Source organism: Melissococcus plutonius ATCC 35311, assembly GCF_000270185.1.
Classification (GTDB): domain Bacteria; phylum Bacillota; class Bacilli; order Lactobacillales; family Enterococcaceae; genus Melissococcus; species Melissococcus plutonius.
This window is the reverse complement of the sequence record NC_015516.1, coordinates 1-24,545: the sequence shown is the minus strand read 5'-3', so window position 1 is coordinate 24,545 and position 24,545 is coordinate 1. Positions and strand designations below refer to the sequence as shown.

At 30.8% G+C, this 24,545-nt stretch carries 16 protein-coding genes and 1 pseudogene; 1 reads left to right on the top strand and 16 read right to left on the bottom strand.

Features of this window, described 5'->3' with window-relative positions; genetic code table 11:
- Window positions 1-11 precede the first annotated feature (11 nt).
- From MPTP_RS00090 to MPTP_RS00080, 3 genes and pseudogenes are all read right to left on the bottom strand, one after another.
- Complete coding sequence (locus MPTP_RS00090; protein ID WP_013772956.1) at window positions 12-1,007, bottom strand: mannose/fructose/sorbose PTS transporter subunit IIA; 996 nt, start codon at window positions 1,005-1,007, stop codon at window positions 12-14.
- Window positions 1,008-1,152: 145 nt separating this feature from the next.
- Window positions 1,153-1,668 carry a PTS sugar transporter subunit IIB gene (locus MPTP_RS00085; RefSeq protein WP_013772955.1) on the bottom strand — a complete coding sequence of 172 codons (516 nt, stop codon included), beginning with the start codon at window positions 1,666-1,668 and terminating at the stop codon, window positions 1,153-1,155.
- Between the two features lie 269 nt (window positions 1,669-1,937).
- A pseudogene (locus tag MPTP_RS00080) lies at window positions 1,938-4,835 on the bottom strand (sigma 54-interacting transcriptional regulator).
- A 666-nt stretch (window positions 4,836-5,501) separates the two neighbouring features.
- Here MPTP_RS00080 and MPTP_RS00070 point away from each other — a divergent pair.
- Window positions 5,502-7,133 carry an ABC-F family ATP-binding cassette domain-containing protein gene (locus MPTP_RS00070; RefSeq protein ID WP_013772952.1) on the top strand — a complete coding sequence of 544 codons (1,632 nt, stop codon included), beginning with the start codon at window positions 5,502-5,504 and terminating at the stop codon, window positions 7,131-7,133.
- Between the two features lie 145 nt (window positions 7,134-7,278).
- Here MPTP_RS00070 and MPTP_RS00065 read toward each other — a convergent pair whose 3' ends face one another.
- The 13 genes from MPTP_RS00065 to dnaA form a co-directional block, all read right to left on the bottom strand.
- The gene (locus MPTP_RS00065) at window positions 7,279-8,571 is read right to left on the bottom strand and encodes an adenylosuccinate synthase (RefSeq protein WP_013772951.1); all 1,293 of its coding nucleotides are present in this window, start codon (window positions 8,569-8,571) and stop codon (window positions 7,279-7,281) included.
- A gap of 444 nt (window positions 8,572-9,015) precedes the next feature.
- The gene (dnaB, locus tag MPTP_RS00060; protein WP_013772950.1) at window positions 9,016-10,383 is read right to left on the bottom strand and encodes a replicative DNA helicase; all 1,368 of its coding nucleotides are present in this window, start codon (window positions 10,381-10,383) and stop codon (window positions 9,016-9,018) included.
- A gap of 648 nt (window positions 10,384-11,031) precedes the next feature.
- Window positions 11,032-11,481, bottom strand: coding sequence for a 50S ribosomal protein L9 (gene rplI, locus MPTP_RS00055; protein WP_013772949.1), 450 nt, complete (start codon window positions 11,479-11,481; stop codon window positions 11,032-11,034).
- A gap of 18 nt (window positions 11,482-11,499) precedes the next feature.
- On the bottom strand, window positions 11,500-13,482 hold the full coding sequence (locus tag MPTP_RS00050) for a DHH family phosphoesterase (RefSeq protein WP_013772948.1): 1,983 nt from the start codon (window positions 13,480-13,482) through the stop codon (window positions 11,500-11,502).
- 266 nt (window positions 13,483-13,748) lie between these two features.
- The gene (rpsR, locus tag MPTP_RS00045; RefSeq protein ID WP_013772947.1) at window positions 13,749-13,988 is read right to left on the bottom strand and encodes a 30S ribosomal protein S18; all 240 of its coding nucleotides are present in this window, start codon (window positions 13,986-13,988) and stop codon (window positions 13,749-13,751) included.
- Between the two features lie 25 nt (window positions 13,989-14,013).
- Window positions 14,014-14,562 (bottom strand): single-stranded DNA-binding protein, encoded by a 549-nt coding sequence (ssb, locus tag MPTP_RS00040; RefSeq protein WP_013772946.1) that lies wholly within the window; start codon window positions 14,560-14,562, stop codon window positions 14,014-14,016.
- A 45-nt stretch (window positions 14,563-14,607) separates the two neighbouring features.
- Window positions 14,608-14,910, bottom strand: coding sequence for a 30S ribosomal protein S6 (gene rpsF, locus MPTP_RS00035; protein WP_014372804.1), 303 nt, complete (start codon window positions 14,908-14,910; stop codon window positions 14,608-14,610).
- Between the two features lie 773 nt (window positions 14,911-15,683).
- Window positions 15,684-18,131, bottom strand: coding sequence for a DNA gyrase subunit A (gene gyrA, locus MPTP_RS00030; protein ID WP_013772944.1), 2,448 nt, complete (start codon window positions 18,129-18,131; stop codon window positions 15,684-15,686).
- Window positions 18,132-18,149: 18 nt separating this feature from the next.
- Entirely contained in the window at window positions 18,150-20,102 is a 1,953-nt protein-coding gene (gyrB, locus tag MPTP_RS00025; RefSeq protein WP_013772942.1) for a DNA topoisomerase (ATP-hydrolyzing) subunit B, read from the bottom strand.
- Between the two features lie 5 nt (window positions 20,103-20,107).
- Window positions 20,108-21,223: a DNA replication/repair protein RecF gene (recF, locus tag MPTP_RS00020; RefSeq protein ID WP_041363178.1), complete on the bottom strand. Its 1,116-nt coding sequence runs from the start codon at window positions 21,221-21,223 to the stop codon at window positions 20,108-20,110.
- On the bottom strand, window positions 21,210-21,476 hold the full coding sequence (gene yaaA, locus MPTP_RS00015; RefSeq protein ID WP_013772940.1) for a S4 domain-containing protein YaaA: 267 nt from the start codon (window positions 21,474-21,476) through the stop codon (window positions 21,210-21,212). Before yaaA ends, recF begins: the two co-directional genes overlap by 14 nt.
- Window positions 21,477-21,830: 354 nt before the next feature.
- Window positions 21,831-22,961 (bottom strand): DNA polymerase III subunit beta, encoded by a 1,131-nt coding sequence (gene dnaN / locus MPTP_RS00010; protein ID WP_013772939.1) that lies wholly within the window; start codon window positions 22,959-22,961, stop codon window positions 21,831-21,833.
- A 179-nt stretch (window positions 22,962-23,140) separates the two neighbouring features.
- Window positions 23,141-24,484 (bottom strand): chromosomal replication initiator protein DnaA, encoded by a 1,344-nt coding sequence (gene dnaA, locus MPTP_RS00005; RefSeq protein ID WP_013772938.1) that lies wholly within the window; start codon window positions 24,482-24,484, stop codon window positions 23,141-23,143.
- Window positions 24,485-24,545 lie beyond the last annotated feature (61 nt).

Sequence of the window (24,545 nt, the reverse complement as noted above, 5' to 3'; positions counted from 1 at the left end):
TATTTCTTGTATTAAGACTGTTGTGATAATTCAGTTTTTGCTTTTTGAACTAAATCATCCATATTTCCATTAGAATCGTTGGGTACTTTTTTTACATTAAATTTTACACCTTTTTGTTTCATCTGTTCAAAAGCATCTACGTCGTCTTTACCCATGGATAATACTTTACTTACTACAACCTTCCCAACAGAATGTGCCATAGATCCCACATTCACTTCTTGGATATCTACACCAGCATTAATGACTTTCAAAACATCTTCTGGATTCTCAAATAACAATAAAGCTTTTGTATTACCAAACCTTGGATCTTTTGCAATATCAATCATTTTTTGAATTGGAATTACATTTGCCTTTACACCGGGTGGTGATGCTTGTTCAACCAACTTTTTACGTAAATCATCTTTTGCTACAGAGTCAGAAACAACAATAATTCGATTAGGATTCGTTGCCTTCGTCCAAGCTGTTGCAACTTGACCATGCAATAGACGAGAATCGATACGAACTAAAACATATTTTATTTTCCCATCTCCCACAACTGTTCCTTTCGGAAGCGCTCCTTTTGGCTGTTTATCTGTTGCTGGTGCCGCTGCTTGTGGTACTTTTGGTTCCAAGCTTTCCGGTTTGATTTTGATCCCTTCCTTAGCAGCTGTTACAAGATGAGCAGCAATTTCTTGTGCACTGTTCATCGATAGCCTTGAAGAGTAGGCTTCAATTAACATGGGTAAATTTAAACCGGTAACAATTGCCCACTTGTCTTTATGTTCTTCGTATAAATTATTCATTTGATTAAATGGTGTACCGCCCCAAAGATCAACCAAAAATAAAATTTCCGTTTCTTTTTCAAGTTGGCTAATTGCCTGTTGCAATTTGTCTTTCAAATTATCGGGTTCCTCACTAGGCATTAAGGTAACTGCTTGTACGTTTTCTTGTTCACCAAAAATCATGGAACCGGATTGTAAAATGCCTTTAGCAAACTCTCCATGACTGGCAAGAATAATCCCCACCATATTTTTTGATACCTCCTATTTAGTTTTAATTTTATTTTTACCAAAAGAAATAGAGAATAAAATTATTCATCAGTAATTATTTAACCAAGATCTATTTAAATATTCCCTCTATTTCTTACAATGATTATTCATGAATCACATCCTCTCAATTTATTTGCAAATCTTTAACCAAATTTTCTTTTTTTAATAGATTCATCATGTCTAATCGACTATCTGTAACCACCTTACGAATTTCTAATTGGATGCCCTGATTGTGCAAGTAGTTAAATGCCGCAATATCTGTTTGATCAACAGCTATTGCATTAGTAATCATTTGTTTTCCAATTTGAAAACTCATACCACCAACATTAATTTCAGTAATCTTTATTCCTCCTTTAATTATCCTTACTACGTCGGTTGGATTGGTAAACAATAACATTGCTTTAAAATGATCAAATCGCTCATCTAGATAAATATCAATCATTTTTTGAATCGGCAATATATTCACAAGTACTTCTGGTGGTGCTGCTTGAATAAGCAGATTTTTTCTAAGTATATCTTCAGCTACCTTATCACTAACAATTAAAATTCTGTTTATCTTTGTTGCTTTTGTCCAAACAGTAGCTACTTGACCATGAAGTAGGCGATCATCAATTCTAACTAATCGGATATCCATTCCCATGTTTTATTATTTTCTCCTAAATCATCCATTTTGTAATTTTTTTAGCAATTATTCAGTAGAAATTCATTTATTATATATTAATTAAACTACTATATTTTTTAAATTATTACCAAAATAAGAGATTTATTCAGTAATCTTTCTTTCTACTTTATTCAAATACTCTGTACATAGATTATTAAAGCAATTCATATGCCAACTTTAGTGTATTTATTTTTTCCTTGTTAGTTAGCTCTATTCAGCAAAAAGAATACACTACAAGCAAAGAAAAATTAAATGCTTGTAGTGTATTCTTTTAGATCACAGTGTATTCTTTATCATTTGAACAACATAATAAATTTCTTCTTTTGTCCATTCTACATTCAAAGTTCTTTCTAATTCCTCAATTATTTTTTTGGTCTCTTTGTAAATAGGTTCCTGGTTTAGTGCTATTAATTGTTTATTGTTTACAGCCAATGAGGAATGTTGCAGAATTCTTTCTAAGGCACCAGCTAAATGCATAATTAAATTCACATAAAAAGCATAATCTATGGTTAGTGAAAATTTTTGATGAATCGTTTCTGCTGTTTGCCAGAGTGGTTCAATCAACTTATTTGGATTAATAAATAAATAACTCTGATCCATATACTGAATGCATAATTTCTTTGCCTGTTCAACATTCAATGTTAGCTTTTCTACTTTGTTTGTCGTTTGATTGATTAAATCAATGATACGTCCAACTGCCTTACCTGAGAAAAATTCCTCTATAGCGATAAAAGGTATAGAACTATTCGGACTTGCTATACCAGTTGTTGCCAAAATCTGATAATCCCTTTGTAATTTTTTTATTTGTTGTTGGCTATCTACAACTGATACTGGAAAAACTCTTATTGAAAAATCTATTTTTGTTAAAATAGTTGTTTCAATAATCTCTTTAATTCGCTTTGCTGTTCCTTCACCAGAAGCACAAATTGCAATGATTGCCAGTTGTTTTTCAGGAAAGGTATTCTCTTTAGTTATTTTTTTTAAATGATTTTTCTGATTATTTGCATAGCCATAAAAGTTTTTCAATGACTGATATAATTCATCTAACTGTGTATCTATTAAGGCTGTTTTTCTAGCTGTTTCAATTACTAGTGAAGTGGTCACCATGTCAACTACCCGAACATCAATATTTGTTTGTTGAATAATTTCATTCGTAAATGTTCCTAAAGAGCCCATATCTACTAAAAGAATCACTCCTCTTCCTTCATTCACTTCTTTCACTGCTGAAATAATTTTTATTAATATTTTTTTAGGTGAAATTTCTAGCGGCATATCTATCGCTTGTAAATTCGTCGCATTTAATAATTGAACAGCAACTTGTACCATACTAGTAGCAGTACTATTGCCATGGGCAGCAACTACCACTCCAATATGACCTACCTTGGGATTTTTTCTTAATGAAATCAGTAAAACAGCTAAGTAATAGCTTTCTATTTCCATAATTTGCTGTTGATAATTTTCTTCAATCATTTTTTTGATAGCTTGAGCAGTTTTAAATTCTGCTGGGTAATCTAATACTAAATCATGAATGTTTTTATTTAATGGCCGATTAATCTCTTCACCTAATTGAATGCGTTTGAAAAAAGAACTAATATGTAATCCCATTGCGTAAATAAAATTTGATTGTAAGGTATAACCTAGGTTTTTTTGGGCAAATGCATAAATTTTTTTTGTTAGTTGAATTATTTCAGGGTCAATAATCTCATAAAGTTTATCTCCTGCGCCAATTGTAAAATCATGCTCTTTATAAAAAGATTTTAGATGAATATTAATATCTGTTGTAATAAAATTGTTGATATATTCTTGACTCATTCCTTCAGCTCTTAAAAGTTCTGCCTTATCACCAATAATTTCATATAAATTATAAGGTAATTCATAAGAATCAGAACGAATGGTTACCAAAGATTCATTAGGTGTGATGGTCATTATAGATTCTAGATAGGGTGATAATTCCTCAGAAGATTTCTGATTGTCTACCAATTGAACTATTTCTTTTTTGATTGTTTCTGGTAATTCCTCTTTTGTTATGACTAACTCATCTTGGTTCATTTGGTTTAAAAAACATTGAGCAGTTACAAATTGTACATTTGACTTTAATTGACCGATGTTTCCATAGGTCACACTACTAATTAACGTTTCAACGACTTCCCTAGTCACAGAAATTCGACGGTTAATTCGAGTAGCCTCCATAGCAATCATTAACCTTAATAACTCAATTTTTTCTTTTGCAGGTCGATCAATAAACTGTGGTAACTGGATCATAATAGGAATACGACGAACAAAAGTACCTAATAAAGTAGAGGCAGGATTTTCGGTTGTAGCATAAATAATATGTACATCTGCCTTTCTATTTTTTCCTGTTTCTCCTAAACGTGAATAGGTTCCATGATCCATAAAATAAAAAATCATTTCTTGTCCTTCTGGTGGTAAACGATGCACTTCATCTAAAAATAAAATTCCTCCATCTGCTTCATGAATAATTCCCTCATGCGTTTTTGTTGCTCCTGTAAACGCCCCTTGGGCATAACCAAATAAATGAGCCATTAATAATTCAGGGTTATTCGCATAATCTGCACAGTTAAATACAATTAATTCCTTATTTTTAGAAACAATTTGATGTAATTGGGCATATTGAAACATCGCATGAGCAAAGTAAGTTTTTCCAGAACCAGTAGGACCTGTGATTAAACAATTTAATCCCTTAGGTGGATATAAAATGGCGGCCTTTGCCTGTTCGATAACAGTTTTCATACTATCAGAAGCACCAACCATTTCTTTAAACATATCTTGCCCATTTTTTTTTGATAATTTCTTATGATGAGAATTGTCCACTGCCAATGATGGATATTTCTTTTTCGATACTTTACTGATTTCATTTTCCATATAACTTTTCGTATATTTTTTTCAGTTAGTTGATAGTTTGTTGTATCATTTAATTCTATATAGCGTACAGGTCGTCCATCATATTTCTTTAATCTGCCTTCTCTAACCAATTGATTTAAATCCTTGCTGACATTTGTACGCTGAATATTTAGAGCCTCCGCTATTTCTTTCGTTGTAACTCCATCTATTTCTTTAAATAAAAAAGAGGAGGAAGTATTAGTTTTCTCTTTTACATAATAATAAATTCGTTCAATTCTTTTCATATCCTATGTACTCCTAATAATACATCTATCTATAATAAGATTACTTGAAAAATATTTAAAAATATAAAATGATTCTAGAAAAGTTCTCATATACTAATTGTATTAATCGATTAATCCAATCTTTAAAGTAGTGAATTTATTCTAATTTTGTAGAATTGTAAAAAATTAGTAAGCAAAATCATTTAAAATTAAATGTAATGATCTCTATTATTTTATTCATTATATCGTATTTTTTTAATAAAAATAATAAATAACATCATTAATTATAAATTTTTTATTATTATATATTTAAAAATAACCAATCATTCATTTTTTATTAATCTAACTATAAATCTAGTATATTAATTTTTATCCTTAATGCTATTATAGTTAATCTATTATTAAAAACATCTATTTTAGTAGTTAAAATGATGTATTTTTTTGAATGTTGTTTCATGTGAAACAATTCTCTTAATTTTTTATAAAAATAGGTTTAGTTTTCTTAGTATAGAAAGGAATTATTATTAGTTCATCTTGATCATTATGAAAAATTATCCTATTAAGAAAATCATTCATTAAAAATAAACTTAATTTGGTAGTGCTAGAATTCAAGCTAACTTGAAAAGTTTTTCGTTACTCGCTATAATGTGCAAAGAACTTCAAACTAGAAAAAAGTGAGGAAAACTATTGATTACTGTAAATGATGTAAGTTTACAATTTTCAGATCGAAAGCTTTTTGATGATGTAAACATCAAATTTACTTCTGGAAATTGTTATGGATTGATTGGTGCAAATGGTGCTGGAAAATCGACTTTTTTAAAGATTCTATCTGGTGATATTGCACCTACTACTGGTGTTGTTTCTCTTGATCCAAATGCACGTTTAGCTACTTTAAAACAAAATCATTTTGATTATGAAGAATATACTGTTTTGGAAACTGTCATTATGGGTCATAAACAACTTTATGAAATAATGAAGGAAAAAGATGCTATCTATATGAAAACTGATTTTTCTGACCAAGATGGGATTCGAGCTGCTGAACTAGAAGGTGAATTTGCAGAATTAAATGGCTGGGAAGCTGAACCAGAAGCTGCTGTTTTGTTGCAAGGATTAAACATTCAAGAAGATTTGCATAATCAAAAAATGAGTGAATTAACAGCAGGTCAAAAGGTCAAAGTATTGCTTGCTCAGTCACTTTTTGGTAAGCCAGATGTCTTACTTTTAGATGAACCAACTAACGGTTTAGATACTCGCTCTATTGCTTGGTTAGAAGAATTTTTAATCAATTTTGACAATACAATTATTGTTGTTTCTCATGACCGACATTTTTTAAACAAGGTCTGTACCCATATGGCTGACCTTGATTTTGGAAAAATTAAGTTATATGTTGGAAATTATGATTTTTGGTTAGAATCTAGTCAATTAGCAACAAAATTACAAACAGAGCAAAATGCTAAAAAAGAAGAACAAATCAAAGAACTACAAGATTTCATTGCACGATTTAGTGCAAATGCTTCAAAATCAAAACAAGCAACTTCTAGAAAAAAAATGTTAGAGAAAATCACTCTAGATGATATTCAACCTTCTTCACGTCGTTATCCATTTATTGGCTTTAAACCCGAACGTGAAATTGGAAATGACCTATTACAAGTTGATAATATCACCGTAACAATTGAAGGGAAAAAAATAATTGATAATCTTTCCTTTACCCTAAATAGAGAAGATAAAGTTGCATTTATTTCAGACAACGATATTGTCACAACGACACTGATAAAGGTCATCATGGGAGAAATTAAGCCTGATAGTGGTTCTGTACGTTGGGGTGTCACAACGAGTCAAGCTTATCTACCAAAAGATACTACAAAAGATTTTAATACCAACCTAACAATTTTAGATTGGCTTCGTCAATTTGCAAGTAAGGAAGAAGATGATAATACTTTCTTAAGAAGCTTTTTAGGAAGAATGCTATTTTCCGGAGAAGAAGTCTTAAAACCTGTCAATGTTTTATCAGGTGGAGAAAAAGTAAGAGTGATGCTTTCTAAAATGATGCTTTCTAAGGCAAATACGTTGATTTTAGATGATCCAACCAATCATTTAGACTTGGAGTCCATTACAGCTTTAAACGATGGGTTGATTGCTTTTTCTAGCGCTATTTTGTTTACCTCGCATGATCATCAGTTTATTCAAACTTTAGCAAACCGAATTATTGCTATTTCAACCAAGGGAATAATTGATCGCGCTGAAACGACCTATGATGAATTTTTAGGTAATGAAGATATCTTGAAACAAATGAATCAATTGTTTAAGAACGAAATTTAATTAAATAAAAGAAGACCTGCGTATTTAATAAATATGCAGGTCTTCTTTTATAAGGAAAAAAGCTATTGATAGAATATACTTATTTATTCATTAGTGAAGGATTAAAGAAAGTAATTGATTTTTCGTTTAGTAATTATAATTTAAATTATATTTGTGCCCAAATACTTTCTAAGATATTGGTTTGATTACGATCTGGTCCAACAGAGAAAGTAGAAATTCGAACACCTACTAATTCGGAGATTCGATGAATATAGTTTCTAGCATTATAAGGTAAATCAGCTAATGTTTTACAGTGTGTAATATCTTCAGACCAACCAGGTAATTCTTCATAAATAGGTTCACAACGATTAAGTTCTTTTAAGCTTGCTGGATAATGATAAATATGTTTTCCATCTAATTTATATGAAGTACAGATTTTTACAGTATCTAGACCACTTAATACATCAATAGAATTTAAACAAAGATTAGTAATTCCAGAAACGCGTTTCGAATGACGCATAACCACAGTATCAAACCAACCAACCCTTCTAGGTCGACCAGTCGTTGTCCCATACTCATTACCGACAGTTCGAATTGTTTCTCCTATTTCATCAAATAATTCAGTAGGGAAGGGACCATCACCAACTCGTGAAGTATAAGCTTTACATACACCAACAACTTTATTAATTTTAGAGGGTCCTACACCACTACCAATAGTTACGCCACCTGCAACTGGATTAGAAGAAGTAACAAAAGGATAGGTTCCCTGATCGATATCTAGCATAACACCTTGTGCTCCTTCAAAAAGAACCCGTTTACTTTTATCTAAGGCATCATTTAAAATAACCGAAGTGTCTGTAACATACTGCTTTATTTGTTGACCATATTGATAATATTCTTCAAAAATTTCATCAAAGTTCATTGGGGTATCATCATACATTTTAACAAATTGACGATTCTTTTCTTCTAAGTTTATTCTTAGTCGTTCTTCAAAAATTTCTTTATCTAGTAAATCAGCAATTCTAATTCCTATACGAGCTGCCTTATCCATATAAGCAGGTCCTATTCCTTTAATTGTCGTTCCAATCTTATTATCACCTTTTATATCTTCTTGTAATTGATCCAATTCAATATGGTAAGGCAAAATAACGTGTGCCCGATCTGAGATTTTTAAATTGTCTGTAGCAACACCATTTTCATGCAGATAAGCGAGTTCTTTTACTAAAGATTTTGGATTGATTACAACACCATTACCAATCACACTAGTTTTATCTTTATAAAATATACCTGAAGGAATTAAATGTAATTTGTAAGTTGTTCCATCAAATTTAATTGTATGTCCTGCATTATCACCACCTTGATATCTGGCAATAACTTCTGCATTTTCACTTAGGAAATCTGTAATTTTTCCCTTTCCTTCGTCGCCCCATTGTGTTCCAACTACGACTACTGATGACATTCGAGCACCTCATTTTAAATTATTTTTCTTAATCATTCTAACAATAATCGTAAAAATTTTCAATAAAAATTCGAACATTAAATAAAAATAAAAATAAAAATAGCTTTAAATACGAATGATTATTTAAAATAAAAACAAAAAAATATATAAATACGAATTTTAATAAAGAATACTACAAAAATTAATTAGAAATTTAAAAATAAAATTACTTAATTTTTAATTTTTTTCTTTAATCAACAATTTTACTATAAAAAGATGGTTATCTTGTTTCAATAATTTTATAAATGAAATCATTTAGAGATATTTTTCATGTATAAAAAATGCCATTAGAATTTGAATTAATTTAATCTTAGCACCAAATTACTATTATCTTGACATATAAAGACATAAAAAAAATGCACCTAGTAAAGATACATTTTTTTACAGTAAATAATTAAACGGCAATTAAAATCCCGTTCTTAGTGATAAAGAAGAAAACTTATTATATTCTTTAATGAATAATAACTCTACTGTACCTCTAGCACCGCTTCTGTTTTTTTCAATAATTACTTCAACAATATTATCTGCCTTTGGTGAATCATTTTCGTTTTCTTCCTCGTCATTTCGATCATAATAGTCTTCTCGATAAAGAAAAGCTACAATATCAGCATCTTGTTCAATGGATCCTGATTCTCTAATATCACTTAATACTGGTCGCTTATCTTGTCTCTGCTCTACGCCACGTGAGAGCTGAGAAAGAGCTAAGACTGGCACCTTTAGCTCTTTAGCTAATTTTTTTAATTGACGCGAAATTTCTGAAACTTCTTGTTGCCTATTTTCCCTACCAGTTCCCTCAATTAATTGTAAATAATCGATTAAAATAAGCCCAAGATTGCCTTTTTCTTGTGCCAATTTACGACATTTTGCACGAATTTCAGTTATTTTAATTCCTGGCGTATCATCAATATAAATATTTGCTCGTGAGAGACTGCCCATTGCAATAATTAAATTTTGCCATTCTTCTTCTGAAAGCTGTCCTGTACGTAGATGATTCGCTTCAATTGATCCTTCAGAACAAAGCATACGATTAACCAATGATTCAGCACTCATTTCCAAACTAAATATTGCTACCGAACAATCCGTTTTAGTTCCTACATTTTGTGCAATATTCAAAGCAAAGGCTGTTTTACCAACCGAAGGACGAGCGGCCAAAATAATTAACTCTTCTGGTTGTAATCCAGCAGTCATTTTATCTAATGCCTGATATCCAGTTGGTAATCCAGTTATTTCTTCATTATTTTGATACAATTGATCAATAGTTGCAATTGCTGTATTTAACACGTCAGAAATTGGCAAAAAACCACTATGATTACGTTTTTCAGAAACTTCCAAAATATTTTTTTCAGCATCAGCTAAAATAGTTTCTACATCTTGGCTTTGATCATAAGAATTGGTAACTATTGTGGTAGCAGATTGAATTAATTTTCTTAACAATGATTTTTGTTCAACAATTTTTGCATAGTAAGCAACATTCGCAGCAGTTGGAACTGCTAAAGCGAGATCTGATAAATAACTAAGTCCACCCGAATCTTCTAAGAGATTCTCTTTTTCTAAACAATCTTTAATTGTAACAACATCGATAGCTTCATTTTTATTATTTAAAGTCAGCATTGCTTGAAAAATAATCTGATGATTCCGACGATAAAAATCTTTTGCATCTACATATTCCATAGCTTCAACAATAGCATCTGCATCTAAAAAAATAGAGCCGATAACCGCTTGTTCTGCTTCAATATTCTGAGGAGGAATTCTATCCTGCAGTAATTCATTCATTTGTTTTCTCTCCTACAACTATGAATCTTATTCGTCTTTCCATTTTAACAAGAAAAAATAAAAATGTATACTTCTATCTATTTAACTAAAGAATTACTTCTTTAAAGAAAAACCTTTATGAAATAAGCTATTAAATAATAATTAATAAACAAAATGATTATCAAATAAATAATTAGTAATTATATTTAAATACTAACATACCTATCATTTAAAGTTAAAAATATTATTTTTGACTAAAATTTTAAATAGATAAATATTTAAATAATAATTCGAACATTAATTTTTAACTTATTTTTATAAGATTTTATTTGTCAGTTTTAAGTAACAATGATTATAAAAATAAATGATTTATCAATATTTATTGTCTTCTTAGATTTTTTTATGTATTGATTTGATTATATTTCGTTCCACCATTAGAATTTGATATAATAATTTTTAAAGAAATATTTTATTTATACCATCAAGCAATAATTAACTAAATTAGCAATTTATTATTTAATAAGCAGTATTTAATATTTTTTATATAATTAATAAAAAATAATAATTTTAAATTAAAGCTTTAAAAATAACAGCATTGATTATTTTTAATAAGTATAAAAATAATCAATGCTGTTATAACTAAATTTTAATGATCGATATAAAAATTTATTATTCACTAACATGTACTTTTAATTTTGAAGTAATAGTTGGATGAATCTTAACTGGTACATTTGTATAACCTAGAGAACGAATTGGATGTTCTAATTCAATTTTCCGCTTGTCTAGCTTTATCTTATATTGCTTATTTAAAGCATCAGCAATTTGTTTGGAAGCAATAGAACCAAATAATCGACCATCTTCACCAGCTTTAGCTTTTATTTCAATCACTGTGTCTTCATTTTCAAAAAATTGCTGTAATTTTGTTGCTTCTTCTAAAATTTCAGCATTGTGTTTTTCTTCCGCCTTTTTTTGTCCTTGTAGCATACTCATATTTTTTTTGTTTGCTTCCTGAGCTAAATTATTTTTAATTAAATAGTTTTGTGCGTAGCCCGTTGGAACTTCTTTAATATCTCCCTTTTTTCCTTTTCCTTTTACATCTTGTAGAAAAATTACTTTCATCTTTATACACTTCTTTCTTTAATCATCATAGATATCTTTAATATTTTGGTGTATGCTTTCTATTAGTTGTTTCTTAACTTCTTCAATCGTCTTATTTTTGAATTGTGCCGCTGCATTTGTAAAATGACCGCCACCTCCCAAGTTTTCCATTATTAATTGTACATTAATTGATCCTCTACTTCTAGCACTAATTCCAATTTGTTTATCTGTCCGTTTTGTAATAACAAAAGAAGCATTAATACCTGCCATGGTAAGAAGCGTATCCGCTGTTTGAGCAGCTAGTATGCTATCATATTGTTGATCTTCATTTCCTATAGCCAGCACAATATCCTTTGTAATGTATTCATTTTTAGAAATAAGGTTGCTAATTTCTAAATAACTATTCAAATCAGAGCTTAGTAGATACTGAATTAATGAAGCATCAGCACCCCGTGTTTTTAGATAACTTGCAACATCAAATGTTCGTGCTGAAGTTCGAGCGCTAAAGTTCCTTGTATCCACTGTGATACCAGCCAATAATAGAGTTGCTTCAAATTTATGCAGCATATTATCTTTACTACTTTGATATTCAATTAATTCTGCAACAAGTTCTGAAGCTGACGAGGCTGATGATTCAATATAGCTTAACAAAGGTTTGTCTGGAAATTCACTACCTCTACGATGATGATCAATAATAACTACCTTATTAAATTGCTCATAAAGCTCATGAGAAATTGATAGAGATGGTTTATGGTAATCAACCATCACTAATAAACTCACTAATAAACTACTATCCGTTTTGCGTCTCATCGCTTCTCTAGGTGTAATTAGTCGTTTTTCTAAATCTGGATATTTTTTTAGTTCTTCAAGTGTACGTTCAACATCAGAATTGATTTCTGCTTTGTTTAAAATAATCCAAGCTGTTTTATGATTGAATTCAGCCAAACGAGCTACACCAAATGCTGCCCCAATGGCATCCATATCAGGAAAATAATGACCCATGACATAAATTTCTGTAGACTCAGAAAAAATACCACTTATTGCTGTACTCATTGCTCGAGATCGAACGCGAGTTCTTTTTGTTACTGAGGTTGATTTCCCACCAAAAAATAACGGTTTATCATTATCTTTTGCTTCCTTTATAACTACCTGATCACCGCCTCTTACAAGTGCTGTATCTAAATTGGTTTGTGCAGTTTCTCCAATTTGATTCAGAGTACCATCGCCATATGCTATTCCTATGCTTAAAGTTAAAAATATATTTTTTTCATTTAATTCTTTTCGTACCTTATCTAAAATTTGAAATTTATTATCCATCATTTTTTTTATGTCTTGAAATTGACCCATAAACAAATAACGTTCTGAAGTAAGTCTTTTATAAAAAATCTGATATTCTTCCAACCAATCAGATATCAGTATAGTAATATAGCTATTCAAATAGGATCTTTCTTTTTCATCCATATTATCAGTAATCTCATCATAATTATCAACAGAAACAATACCTAAAGCAGACTGCTTATCAATTAACTCTTTTTCAAGCTTTTGCTCTCTTGTAATATCAATAAAAATAATTATATGTTTTGCCTGATCGATGATAAAATGATAGATATTATTATCTATTTTAATCGTATTTTTATTTTTTTTAGCAAGTTCCAAATATTCAATTATTTGCTTAGATTGTATAGATAATTGACTATCTTTTTCAAAAATAGATTCTGCATAGGTATTTAGCCATTGCACACTTTTATTTAGAGGGTCAAATTTGACTAGTCCTATAGGAATTTTATTTATAGCAAATTCCATTGTTTGCTTAGCAATCTCATTGGTTTGCTTGATTAGATCAATATTTTTTTGCTCTCTTTTTTTTAAAAGTAAAACAAAATAACTTACTAGAAATAAGTTAATTCCTAATAATCCTAAAAAAATAATTAATTTATTGGATATCAATATATTAAGCATAAATTCTAATAAAAAAAGAAAAAGAATAAACAGATTCATTTTAAAAATTTTATTTTTTTCCATATAATGCATGCACTCCTTCAATTGACGAAGTAAAAATGAAGATATTAATTTATTTTAGCATAAAAAAATAAATTCTGCGAATCAGCAATTGTTTCACGTGAAACAATTTAGAGAAACAAAGAGAATTAGAATAATTATTCAATGACGAATATTAACTATTTTTTTATTTCTTATATAAATAATCTAACTATCTATGAATAACTAAATGAAATAACAATAAATAAAAAGGATATGAATAAAATTTATCATATCCTTTAATATATATTTTATTGTTCTTCACTAACAAATGGTAATAGCCCCATAATACGAGCCCGTTTGATAGCAATAGTTAATTTACGTTGATTTTTTGCACTTGTACCAGTTACACGACGTGGCAAAATTTTTCCACGTTCAGAAATAAATCTTTTTAATAATTCAATATCTTTATAATCAATATATTCGATATGATTAGCTGCAATATAGTCAACTTTACGACGTTTACGTCCGCCTCTTCTTTGTTGTGCCATTCTTATACCTCCTATTTAAATTCATTTAGAATGGTAAATCATCGTCTGAAATGTCGATAGTAGAACCAGCATTCCCAAAAGGATTGGTATCTTTATTATCAAAATCAGGCATACTGTTATTTTGAGACTGAGAAGATGGATTAAAACTACTATTGTAACCACCGGGATTGTTACCAAAACCGTTGTTTGATGAAGACTGATTATTGCCATTGTTAAATCCATTGTTATCTTGCTGTTGCCTTTGTTCTGAAACAGAACGTGACTCTAACAATTGAAAATTATCGCAAATAACTTCAGTTACATAAACACGTTGTCCTTGTTGATTTTCATATGAACGTGATTGAATTCTGCCTACAACACCCAACAAAGTTCCCTTACGAGCATAATTAGCTAATGTTTCAGCTGGCTTACGCCAAATAACACAATTAATAAAATCAGCTTCTCGATCGCCATTTTGATTTGTAAAATTCCGATTGATTGCTAAAGTAAATGTGGCTACTGCTGAACCATTAGAGGTATATCGTAAATCAGGATCTTTTGTTAACCTACCGACTAATACAACATTATTGATCAATCCAAGTATCTCCTTTCGTCAATAAATTGTTTCACGTGAAACAATTTATGCTTCTAATTTAATAATCATATGACGAATAATATCATCATTGATTTTAGCAAGACGATCAAATTCATTGATAGCATTTGCTGATGATGGAGAAGCTACATTAACAATATGATAGATACCTTCATGGTAACCTTTCATTTCATACGCTAAGCGGCGTTTTTCCCAATCTTTAGATTCACTAATTGTTGCTCCATTATCTTTTAAGATTGAATCGAAACGTTCAATTAAAGCTGCTTTTGCTTCTTCATCAATGTTTGGACGAATAATATACATAACTTCATAATTCGTATCTTTATTCATTGACACTTTCACCTCCCTATGGACTTCAGGCTCTTATCTTTTAAGAGTAAGGAGAGTTGTCTAACTGACTACTCACAAATTATTATTATACATTAAAAGTATATTGTTATCAAGTCTATTCCAAAGCATTATTAATTGAATTTATTATTTTATTCAAACTGAAACATAACAAAAATTTTTAAACTAAATAATATATTTTAATTAGGTTTAATATTTATTATATATAATAAAAATAACTATTAGTTAGATACCCACATTCATTATTTTTTATAATAAGTCCATACATCAAGAAATTATCCTAGTTATTAAAATTTCTTTAATAACTATGTCTATGGATTTGAGCAATGCTACTACATAGTTAACATATTAATTTTTTATCAAGATAGTATTTAATGTTATATGAAAAATTAACTTTTATTTTCTAGCCATTTAACAATTAATAATTCTAAATGCAGACCACCAGGCAATCATTAATTTTATCCCTTAATCTAATCAATAAAACAAGGGTCAGATAATATGTTATTCATTTTTATAAATTGACTGCTTTATTCATTTTTCGCTGAAATTACTTTGATGTTTCTCTTAATATTAAAGTACGTAAAATTTTTATATTATTTTATTTTAATATCTATTATTTTTATTTTCATTTAAATAACTAAACTAGCTTAAAAAATTAGTAGATGCTATAAAAAAGATATGAGATTTATACCCCTCTTTCTTTTTATAGCATCTACTGAAATTTTTAATTAAATTGATGTAACTTTCTATTCATTTTATTCTTCAATAATTTCTTCTGGATCAATAACAGCCATGGTTACTACTTTAGCTGTTTCTTCCATACGTATTAGGCGTACACCTAAAGTTGACCGACCCGTCTGTGAGACAGACCCAGCATTAAATCGAATGATAATTCCCTTATTTGTAATCAATAAGATATCTTCATCTCCACGAACAGTTGCCAAACCAGCTAATGGTCCATTTTTTTCAGTAATATTTGCTGTTTTAATTCCTTTACCACCACGACCCTTAACTGGATATTCTATTGCTTTAGTTCGTTTACCATAACCATTTTCTGTAATAACTAACACTTCTGTATTTTCATCTAATAAAGAAGCACCAACAACATAATCATTTTCTCTTAAACGTATTCCCCGAACACCAGAGGCAGTACGACCCATATCACGAACAGCTGTCTCTTTGAAGGTCGTAGAATAGCCTGTATGTGTTCCTATAATTATATTTTGCTCACCACTTGTCAAGATAACATTAACTAATTCGTCATCTTCTTTTAAGCCAATTGCAATTAATCCATTGCTACGAATATTTGAGAAAGCTGTTACAGCTGTACGTTTAACCGTACCATTTTTTGTGGTAAAGAATAGATAATGGCCTTCCTCAGCCTGACCGGTTACAGAAATAATAGTTTGAACAGTTTCATTTGAATCAATTCCCAATAAATTAATAATTGGAATACCCTTTGCTGTTCTTCCATATTCTGGAACCTCATATCCTTTTGCACGATAAACTTTTCCATTATTTGTAAAGAATAATAAGGTATCATGGGTTGAGCAGGAGACGAGATTTTTAACAAAGTCATCTGCATGAACTCCCATTCCCTGAACACCTCTTCCACCTCGGCGTTGGGCTCTGAATTCACTATTTGCCATGCGTTTAATATAGCCATTATTTGTTAATGTAACAACCATTTTTTCTTCTTCAATCAAATCTTCATCTTCAAGACTTAATACTTCGCCAATGAGTAGTTCTGTTCGACGTTTGTCACTAAACCGATCACGTATATCAGCTAATTCTTTTTTAATGATTTCCACGATTCGTTCAGGACTTGCCAAGATATCTTCTAAATCAGAAATCAATTTTAAAAGTTCTTGGTATTCTTGTTCAATTTTGTCACGTTCTAATCCAGTTAAACGACGTAAACGCATATCTAGAATTGCTTGTGCTTGTCTATCAGAAAGCTCAAATCGTCCTATTAAAGCGGACTTTGCTTCATCATCTGATTGAGATTGTCGAATAGTGGCAATTATCTCATCAATATGATCCAATGCAATTCTTAAACCTTCTAAAATATGAGCACGTGATTGGGCTTTTTTCTTATCAAAAATAGTTCGACGTTTAATGACTACTTTCTGATGTTCAACATAATTTTCAAGAATTTGTTTTAAACTTAGAATCTTTGGGACACCTTTTTCAATGGCTAACATATTAAAGCCAAATGAGGTTTGAAGAGCTGTTAATTTATATAGATTATTTAAAACAACAGATGCACTAACATCTCGACGTACATCTATAATGATTCGCATTCCTTCACGTGAAGATTCATCACGTAAATCGGTAATTCCCTCAATTCGTTTATCTCGATGCAATTCTGAAATACGTTCAATCAATCTTGCTTTGTTCACCATATAGGGCAGTTCAGTGACCAAGATTCTCTCTTTTCCATTTGGTAACTCAGTCAATTCAACTTTTGCTCTAACAGTAATAGAACCCTTTCCCGTTTCATAGGCACGACGAATGCCTGATTTTCCCATGACTAAACCACCTGTTGGAAAATCTGGTCCAGGGAGTACTTCCATCAATTCATTTGTCGTTACCTCTGGCTTATCCATTAGTAAATCAATCGCTTCAACCACTTCTGCTAGATTATGGGGCGGAATATTTGTTGCCATTCCAACAGCAATTCCTGTTGTTCCATTAACCAATAGATTAGGAAAGCGCGCAGGTAGAACATCTGGTTCTCGTTCTGTATCATCATAGTTTCCATGATAATCTACTGTGTCTTTATTAATATCTCGCAACATTTCAAGTGCAATCTTACTCATGCGAGCTTCAGTATACCGCATAGCAGCAGCACCATCACCATCGACAGAACCAAAATTTCCATGACCGTCAATTAGCATATATCGATAGCTAAATGGTTGAGCCATACGTACCATAGATTCATAAATGGCACTATCTCCATGAGGGTGATATTTACCCATAACATCTCCAACAATACGAGCAGATTTTTTATGTGGTTTATCAGGCGTTACACCTAATTCATTCATTCCATATAAAATACGTCGATGAACAGGTTTTAATCCATCACGAACATCTGGAAGAGCTCGTGAAACAATTACGCTCATTGCATAATCAATAAAGGATTCTTTCATTTCACCAGTTAGATTAACATCTTGAATGTTTTCTCTCATTTCTTCATCCATGAATTTTCTCCTTTTATTTTAAATATCTAGATTTTTTACATAATGAGCATTTTCTTCAATAAATGCTCGACGTGGTTCAACTTTATCACCCATTAGCATTTCAAAAATTTGATCTGCTGCTACAGCATCGTCAACACTGACACGTGACATTAATCGACGTTCAGGATCCATGGTCGTCTCCCACAATTGATGATCATCCATTTCTCCTAATCCCTTGTATCGTTGAACCGATGCTTTTGGTGATTTTGGCAAAGTTTCCATCAAATGAGATAATTCTTCTTCAGCTTGTTTCCCCGGCTGAACATAAGTAATATTTTTGCCTTGTTTTACACCATATAATGGTGGTTGGGCAATATAAACATACCCAGCTTCAACAATTGGGCGCATGAATCGATAAAACAACGTTAATAGTAATGTGCGAATATGGGCACCATCGACATCGGCATCTGTCATGATAATCAATTTATGATATCGTGCTTTGGATACATCAAAATCCTCTCCAAAACCGGTTCCCATAGCTGTAAATAATGAACGAATTTCTTCATTCGCTAAAATTTTATCCATACTAGCTTTTTCTACATTTAAAATTTTTCCTCTTATTGGCAAAATAGCTTGAAACATTCTATCTCTACCTTGTTTAGCAGAACCTCCCGCAGAGTCCCCTTCAACAATAAATAATTCACATTTTTCTGCTTCTCTACTTGAACAATCTGCCAGTTTACCAGGAAGATTACTGATTTCTAAATTTCCTTTTCTTCTTGTTACTTCTCGTGCACGTTTAGCAGCTAAACGTGCCTTTGAAGCCAGTAAACCTTTATCAACAATTTTTTTACCAATAGTTGGATTTTCCATTAAAAACTTACCAAAATGCTCAGAAAATAGTCGATCAGTTACCGTGCGTACTTCTGAATTTCCCAGCTTTGTTTTAGTTTGTCCTTCAAATTGTGGTTCAGGATGCTTAATAGATATCACACATGTTAATCCTTCTCGGACATCTTCACCTGTTAAATTCTCATCATTTTCTTTCATTAACTTTTGTTTTTTTGCATAATCATTAATTACTCGGGTTAATGCTGTTTTGAATCCCGCTTCATGCGTTCCACCTTCGTAGGTATGAATATTATTTGCAAAACTTAATAGATTTGAATGGTATCCATCTGTATACTGCATAGACACCTCAACTGTAATCTCTTGTTGTTCACCTTCTACATAAATAGGTTCATCAAATAATACATCTTTATTCGCATTTAAATGCCCAACATAACTTTTAATGCCACCTTCGTAATAATAATCACGTAAGACTGTTTCTGGTCCTCTCAGATCTTCTATCGAAATTTTTAAACCACGATTTAAAAATGCCAATTCTCTGACACGAGTCGCCAATTTTTCAAAATTAAATTCTATTGTCTCTTTAAATATTTCTGGATCTGGAATAAAATGAATAGCTGTTCCATGACGATCTGTATCACCAATAACCTTTAAATCAGCAACTACATTTCCTCTATGATATTCTTGATAATAAATTTTTCCGTTTCTATATACTCTCGCTTCTAATTTGGTTGATAATGCATTAACAACAGATGAACCCACACCATGAAGACCACCAGATACTTTATAGCCACCGCCACCAAATTTACCACCGGCATGTAAAATAGTAAAAACAGTTTCAACAGCTGGTCTACCTGTTTTTTCTTGTATATCTACTGGTATACCTCTTCCATCGTCAACAACTGTAATACTGTTATCTTTCTCAATGGTTACACGAATCTCTGTTGCAAATCCAGCTAATGCTTCATCAATAGAATTATCTACAATTTCCCAAACTAAGTGATGTAATCCTTCTGAACTTGTTGAGCCTATATACATACCTGGACGTTTGCGGACGGCTTCTAGTCCCTCTAAAACTTGTATCTGACTGGCATTATATTCTTCAGCACGTTGCTGTTGCATGTTTTTTTCTTCTTCTGTCATGTCATTTAGTTCCTTTCTATTATTCCTTTATGAACAGTAAATATATCTGGTTCAACCGTTAATTTATCAGTTAAATGTTCTAAATTAGTTGTGGTTAAAAAAGTTTGAACTTTTCCTTCAATTGTTTCTAATAAATGTAGCTGTCGTTCATTATCCAGCTCACTCATCACATCATCCAAAAGTAAAATAGGATACTCACCAAGTTCTTCGTGCATCCAATCGATTTCTGCTAATTTAATACTTAATGCTGTTGTTCTTTGTTGTCCTTGTGAACCATATATCTGCACATTTTGATCATTTATATTGAAAATTAAATCATCTCGATGTGGTCCAATAAAAGTGGTCATCTTAAAGAGTTCTCGTTTTCTGTTTTCCTTTAATTGTCTAAGAAATTCTTGCTGAAGTGTCTCTTGGGTAAGTATAGTTGGTAAGGTAATACTTGAAGAGTAGGTAATGGTTAGTTGTTCTTTGTCATGACTAATTTTTTTATGCAATTGATTTGCCCAGTATTCTAACTTTTTAATAAGAGATAAACGAGCCAATAGTACCTTGCTGCCAAATTCTGCCAATTGTTCAGACAAAATATCTAAATAAAGAAAATCTTTTTCCTTTTTCTCTGCCAATTGTTTTAAATATTGGTTACGGTGTTTTAAAACACCCTGATATTGAACTAAATTATGCAAATAAACTAAATCAACCTGCCCAAGTTCCATATTAATGAATTTTCTGCGAATTTGAGGTGGTCCTTTGACTAATGATAAGTCTTCAGGTGCAAACAAAATCACATTCAGTTGTCCTATATAAGCACTTAATCGTTTTTGTTCAATATAATTGATTTTAGTTTTTCTTCCCTTATTTGATAGCTGAATTTCTAATGGAATTGTGCCTGAATATTTATCAATAGAACCGTTAATTTTGGCTTGTAGTTCCTGCCATTGAATAAGTTCCTTCTCATTATTCGTTCGATGACTACGTGTCATTGCTAAAACATAAATACTTTCTAACAAGTTTGTTTTTCCTTGAGCATTTTCACCTAAAAAAATATTTAGATTTTTGGAAAAATTCAAAGTTGTTTCTTTGTAGTTTCTGTAATTATGTAAAGCAATTTCATTCAGCTTCATCCGCTGTCTCAGTTCCTTTTTTTACCATAAAAAAAGTACCTTCTTCAGGTATCTCAATCATTGTGCCAACATATAATTTTCGTCCACGGCGATTTTCTAATTCCCCATTAACAAAAACGCTATTTTCAGCTAAATACCATTTGGCTTGACCTCCGCTATTAATAATAGTGATTTCTTTTAAGAGCTGTCCGAGTGTCATATAATCATTATTCAAAGTAATGTTTCTCTTCAATTTGTATCCCTCTTTTTTCATTTGACATCCTTGTTTATATTATACTCTTTTTTAGGTAAAAATACAAATTTATCCATCTAAATTTCATTTTAAGCAATTTTTTATTAAATCGATAAAAAATATTCAATGAACAAAAAAACGCTTAGAAATGAATTTAAAGATTATTTATTATTTTTTTGTTCAATAATATGAATCGAAACGAACTATTATTTATTAAAGTACTTTCTTAATTTAAGGAAATTAATTTTTCAATAAACTATGTAGAAAAATATTTCTAACATGAGAATTTAGCTAATTTTCATCAGAACAATAAAGAGAGAAATGAAGAATTCAAACTTCATTTCTCTCTTTATTAAGTAAACTTTATAATTAATTTTAGTTGGTTCGAACAGGTGTAATAAGTTGAACAAAATTAACATCTGCTTCAGTAGGTTCTAAAGTAAATGGTCGAATAGGTGAGATAAATTTTATCGTAATGTTCATTTCACCAAAAGCCCTTAAAGCATCTTTCATGTAGTCTGGGTTAAAAGAAATATCTAAAGTATCCCCAGTAATATGTTCATAATTTAGACTTTCTTCAACCTTACCAATTTCTGGTGAATTGCCATATAAGATAACAGAATCAGGCGAAATGGACAAACGAACAATATTATTTCTTCCTTCATGTGATAATAGCGAAGCACGTTCAATAGCAGATAATAATTTAGGACCATAAAATTCCACTTCTGTATTAAAAGTGGCTGGTATTAAACGATTGGTATCCGGATAATTGCCTTCTAGTAATCGAGAATAAAAATACATATTTTTAGTTTTAAACAATACTTGATTTTCCATAATACTAATTTCAACCTGCTCTTCTTCATTAACAAAAGAACGAGACAGTTCTTGTAAACTTTTACCAGGAATAACAATATCAAAATTTTCTACCATTTGCTCAATAGGAATAATTCTTTGACTTAGACGATGAGAATCAGTCGCTACAGCTAAAAGTTTTTGTTCTGATAATATAAAATGAACACCTGTTAAAATTGGTCGGCTTTCATGCATAGAAACAGCAAAACCTGTTTCATTGATGATTTTTGTTAATAAGTGGACAGGTATTTCCATTTGATTTTTTGTATCAATAACAGGTAAGTGTGGATAATTTTCTGCATCTTGACCATTGACAATAAAATCTGCTTTTCCTGAAACAATAGAAATCTGATTATTTTCTAATACTTCCATAGTGACAATATCTTCAGGTAATTTTCGAAGAATTTCTCCTAAAAAGCGAGCTTGTAAAACAATACTTCCCGTTTTAAAGATAGTCATTTTTGCTTTTTCATCTTCTTTGGTTAAAAAGCTCTCAATGGAAATATCTGCATTGCTACCCGTTAAATAAAGACCTTCATCTGCTAATACTATTTTTACTCCTGTTAATATTGGAATTGTTGTTTTGGAAGAAATCGCACGTTGAACGGTTTGTAGCTCTTGAAGCAAACTAGTTCTTTTTATCGTCAGTTTCATAAAGGAACACCTTTCTTTAATTGTTAATAGAATGAATAATAATTATATATATATAAATAATAAAAGTAGTAGGCTATGTTAATTCTGTGGAAAAGTTAAAAGAACAGTATAAATAAAAGTTTTCTACTTGTGTATAACTTGTGCATAACTTTATTCTTTTTCCTTTTGTTTTCCACAAGCTAAGAATTAAGTATGTTTTTAAGTTCATTGACTTCTTTTTGAATAGCGGGATCTTTTTTCATTAGCTGTTGAATTTTTTCATGAGCATGGATAACGGTTGTATGATCTTTACCACCAAATTCCGCCCCAATCTTTGGTAGTGAGTTTTCAGTCATTTCTCGAGAGAGATACATAGAAATTTGTCTTGGTACAACGATAGATTTTATTCGTTTTTTTCCTTTTAAATCCTTTAAAGGAATATGATAGTATTTAGCAACTTCTTCTTGAATTTGTAAAATAGATAACTGTTTTTTATTGCCAGCGGATTTCAAAGATTTCAGTGCATCAGCAGCTAAACTTGTTGTAATATCTTCGCCATTAATTGTTCCATAGGCTTGCACACGAACAAGAGCTCCTTCTAATTCACGAATGTTTGAATCAATCTGTCCGGCAATATAACTTAACGTGTCATCGGGAATCTCTAAACGTTCTGCATCAGCTTTTTTTCTTAAAATCGCAATTCGTGTTTCTAAATCTGGTGGCGTTATATCAACAGAGAGCCCCCACGCAAAACGTGAAACAAGCCGTTCTGGTAATTTTTGTATATCATTGGGTGGACGATCACTGGTTAAAACAATTTGTTTATTATCATTATATAAATCATTAAATGTATGAAAAAATTCTTCTAACGTTGCTTCTTTCTCAGCTAAAAACTGAATATCATCTACCAATAAAAGATCAACATTTCGGTATTCTTTTCTAAATTCCTCAGAATTTTTTGTTTGAATGGAATTAATAAATTCATTTGTAAATGTTTCACTACTAACATATTTTACTTTTGCATCCGGTTGGTTTAAACACATTTGGTGGCCAATGGCATGCATTAAATGTGTTTTTCCAAGACCAACACCTCCATAAAAAAACAGAGGATTATAAATAGAACCAGGATCTTCTGCTACAACTAAAGCAGCTGCATGAGCCATCTGATTCCCTTTTCCAATAACAAATGTATCAAATGAGTATTTTGGATTTAACATTGCTTTTTTAGTCTGAGTATCAAATGGTTCTTCTAAAGATTTTTTTCCTTTTTTCTCTTCTACTAAGTTTTCTTGCATTTCACCAGCAACTACAAAAAAAGGAATAACTTCTGTACCTGTTAATTTAAACCCCATTTCAACAATTTTTGCCGCTAGGTTTTTTTCCCAATAATTTTTATGAACGGCAGAAGGAACTTCTAACCATAATTGATTATTTTCAAGTTTTAGTGGGTGTGTTGTTTTGATCCAAGCATCAAAACTTGGAACAGAAAGAATAGATTGATAGGCAACTTCAAGATTTTTCCAAAAAGTTTCCACATCAGGCATAGCAGAACCTCCTTCATATTAGGATAAATTGTGGATAACTAAAAAGGACAAACACATAAAA

Bases quoted from the DNA above. Each gene is read 5' to 3' on its own strand.
- gyrA (WP_013772944.1), bottom strand. From the start codon at position 18,131: ATGGATGAAGAAATGAGAGAAAACATTCAAGATGTTAATCTAACTGGT.
- MPTP_RS00065 (WP_013772951.1), bottom strand. From the start codon at position 8,571: ATGTCATCAGTAGTCGTAGTTGGAACACAATGGGGCGACGAAGGAAAG.
- yaaA (WP_013772940.1), bottom strand. From the start codon at position 21,476: ATGAAAAAAGAGGGATACAAATTGAAGAGAAACATTACTTTGAATAAT.
- rpsR (WP_013772947.1), bottom strand. From the start codon at position 13,988: ATGGCACAACAAAGAAGAGGCGGACGTAAACGTCGTAAAGTTGACTAT.
- rplI (WP_013772949.1), bottom strand. From the start codon at position 11,481: ATGAAAGTAATTTTTCTACAAGATGTAAAAGGAAAAGGAAAAAAGGGA.
- MPTP_RS00090 (WP_013772956.1), bottom strand. From the start codon at position 1,007: ATGGTGGGGATTATTCTTGCCAGTCATGGAGAGTTTGCTAAAGGCATT.
- rpsF (WP_014372804.1), bottom strand. From the start codon at position 14,910: ATGAATAAAGATACGAATTATGAAGTTATGTATATTATTCGTCCAAAC.
- dnaB (WP_013772950.1), bottom strand. From the start codon at position 10,383: ATGAATGAATTACTGCAGGATAGAATTCCTCCTCAGAATATTGAAGCA.
- dnaN (WP_013772939.1), bottom strand. From the start codon at position 22,961: ATGAAACTGACGATAAAAAGAACTAGTTTGCTTCAAGAGCTACAAACC.
- recF (WP_041363178.1), bottom strand. From the start codon at position 21,223: ATGAAGCTGAATGAAATTGCTTTACATAATTACAGAAACTACAAAGAA.
- gyrB (WP_013772942.1), bottom strand. From the start codon at position 20,102: ATGACAGAAGAAGAAAAAAACATGCAACAGCAACGTGCTGAAGAATAT.
- MPTP_RS00050 (WP_013772948.1), bottom strand. From the start codon at position 13,482: ATGGAAAAAAATAAAATTTTTAAAATGAATCTGTTTATTCTTTTTCTT.
- dnaA (WP_013772938.1), bottom strand. From the start codon at position 24,484: ATGCCTGATGTGGAAACTTTTTGGAAAAATCTTGAAGTTGCCTATCAA.
- MPTP_RS00085 (WP_013772955.1), bottom strand. From the start codon at position 1,668: ATGGGAATGGATATCCGATTAGTTAGAATTGATGATCGCCTACTTCAT.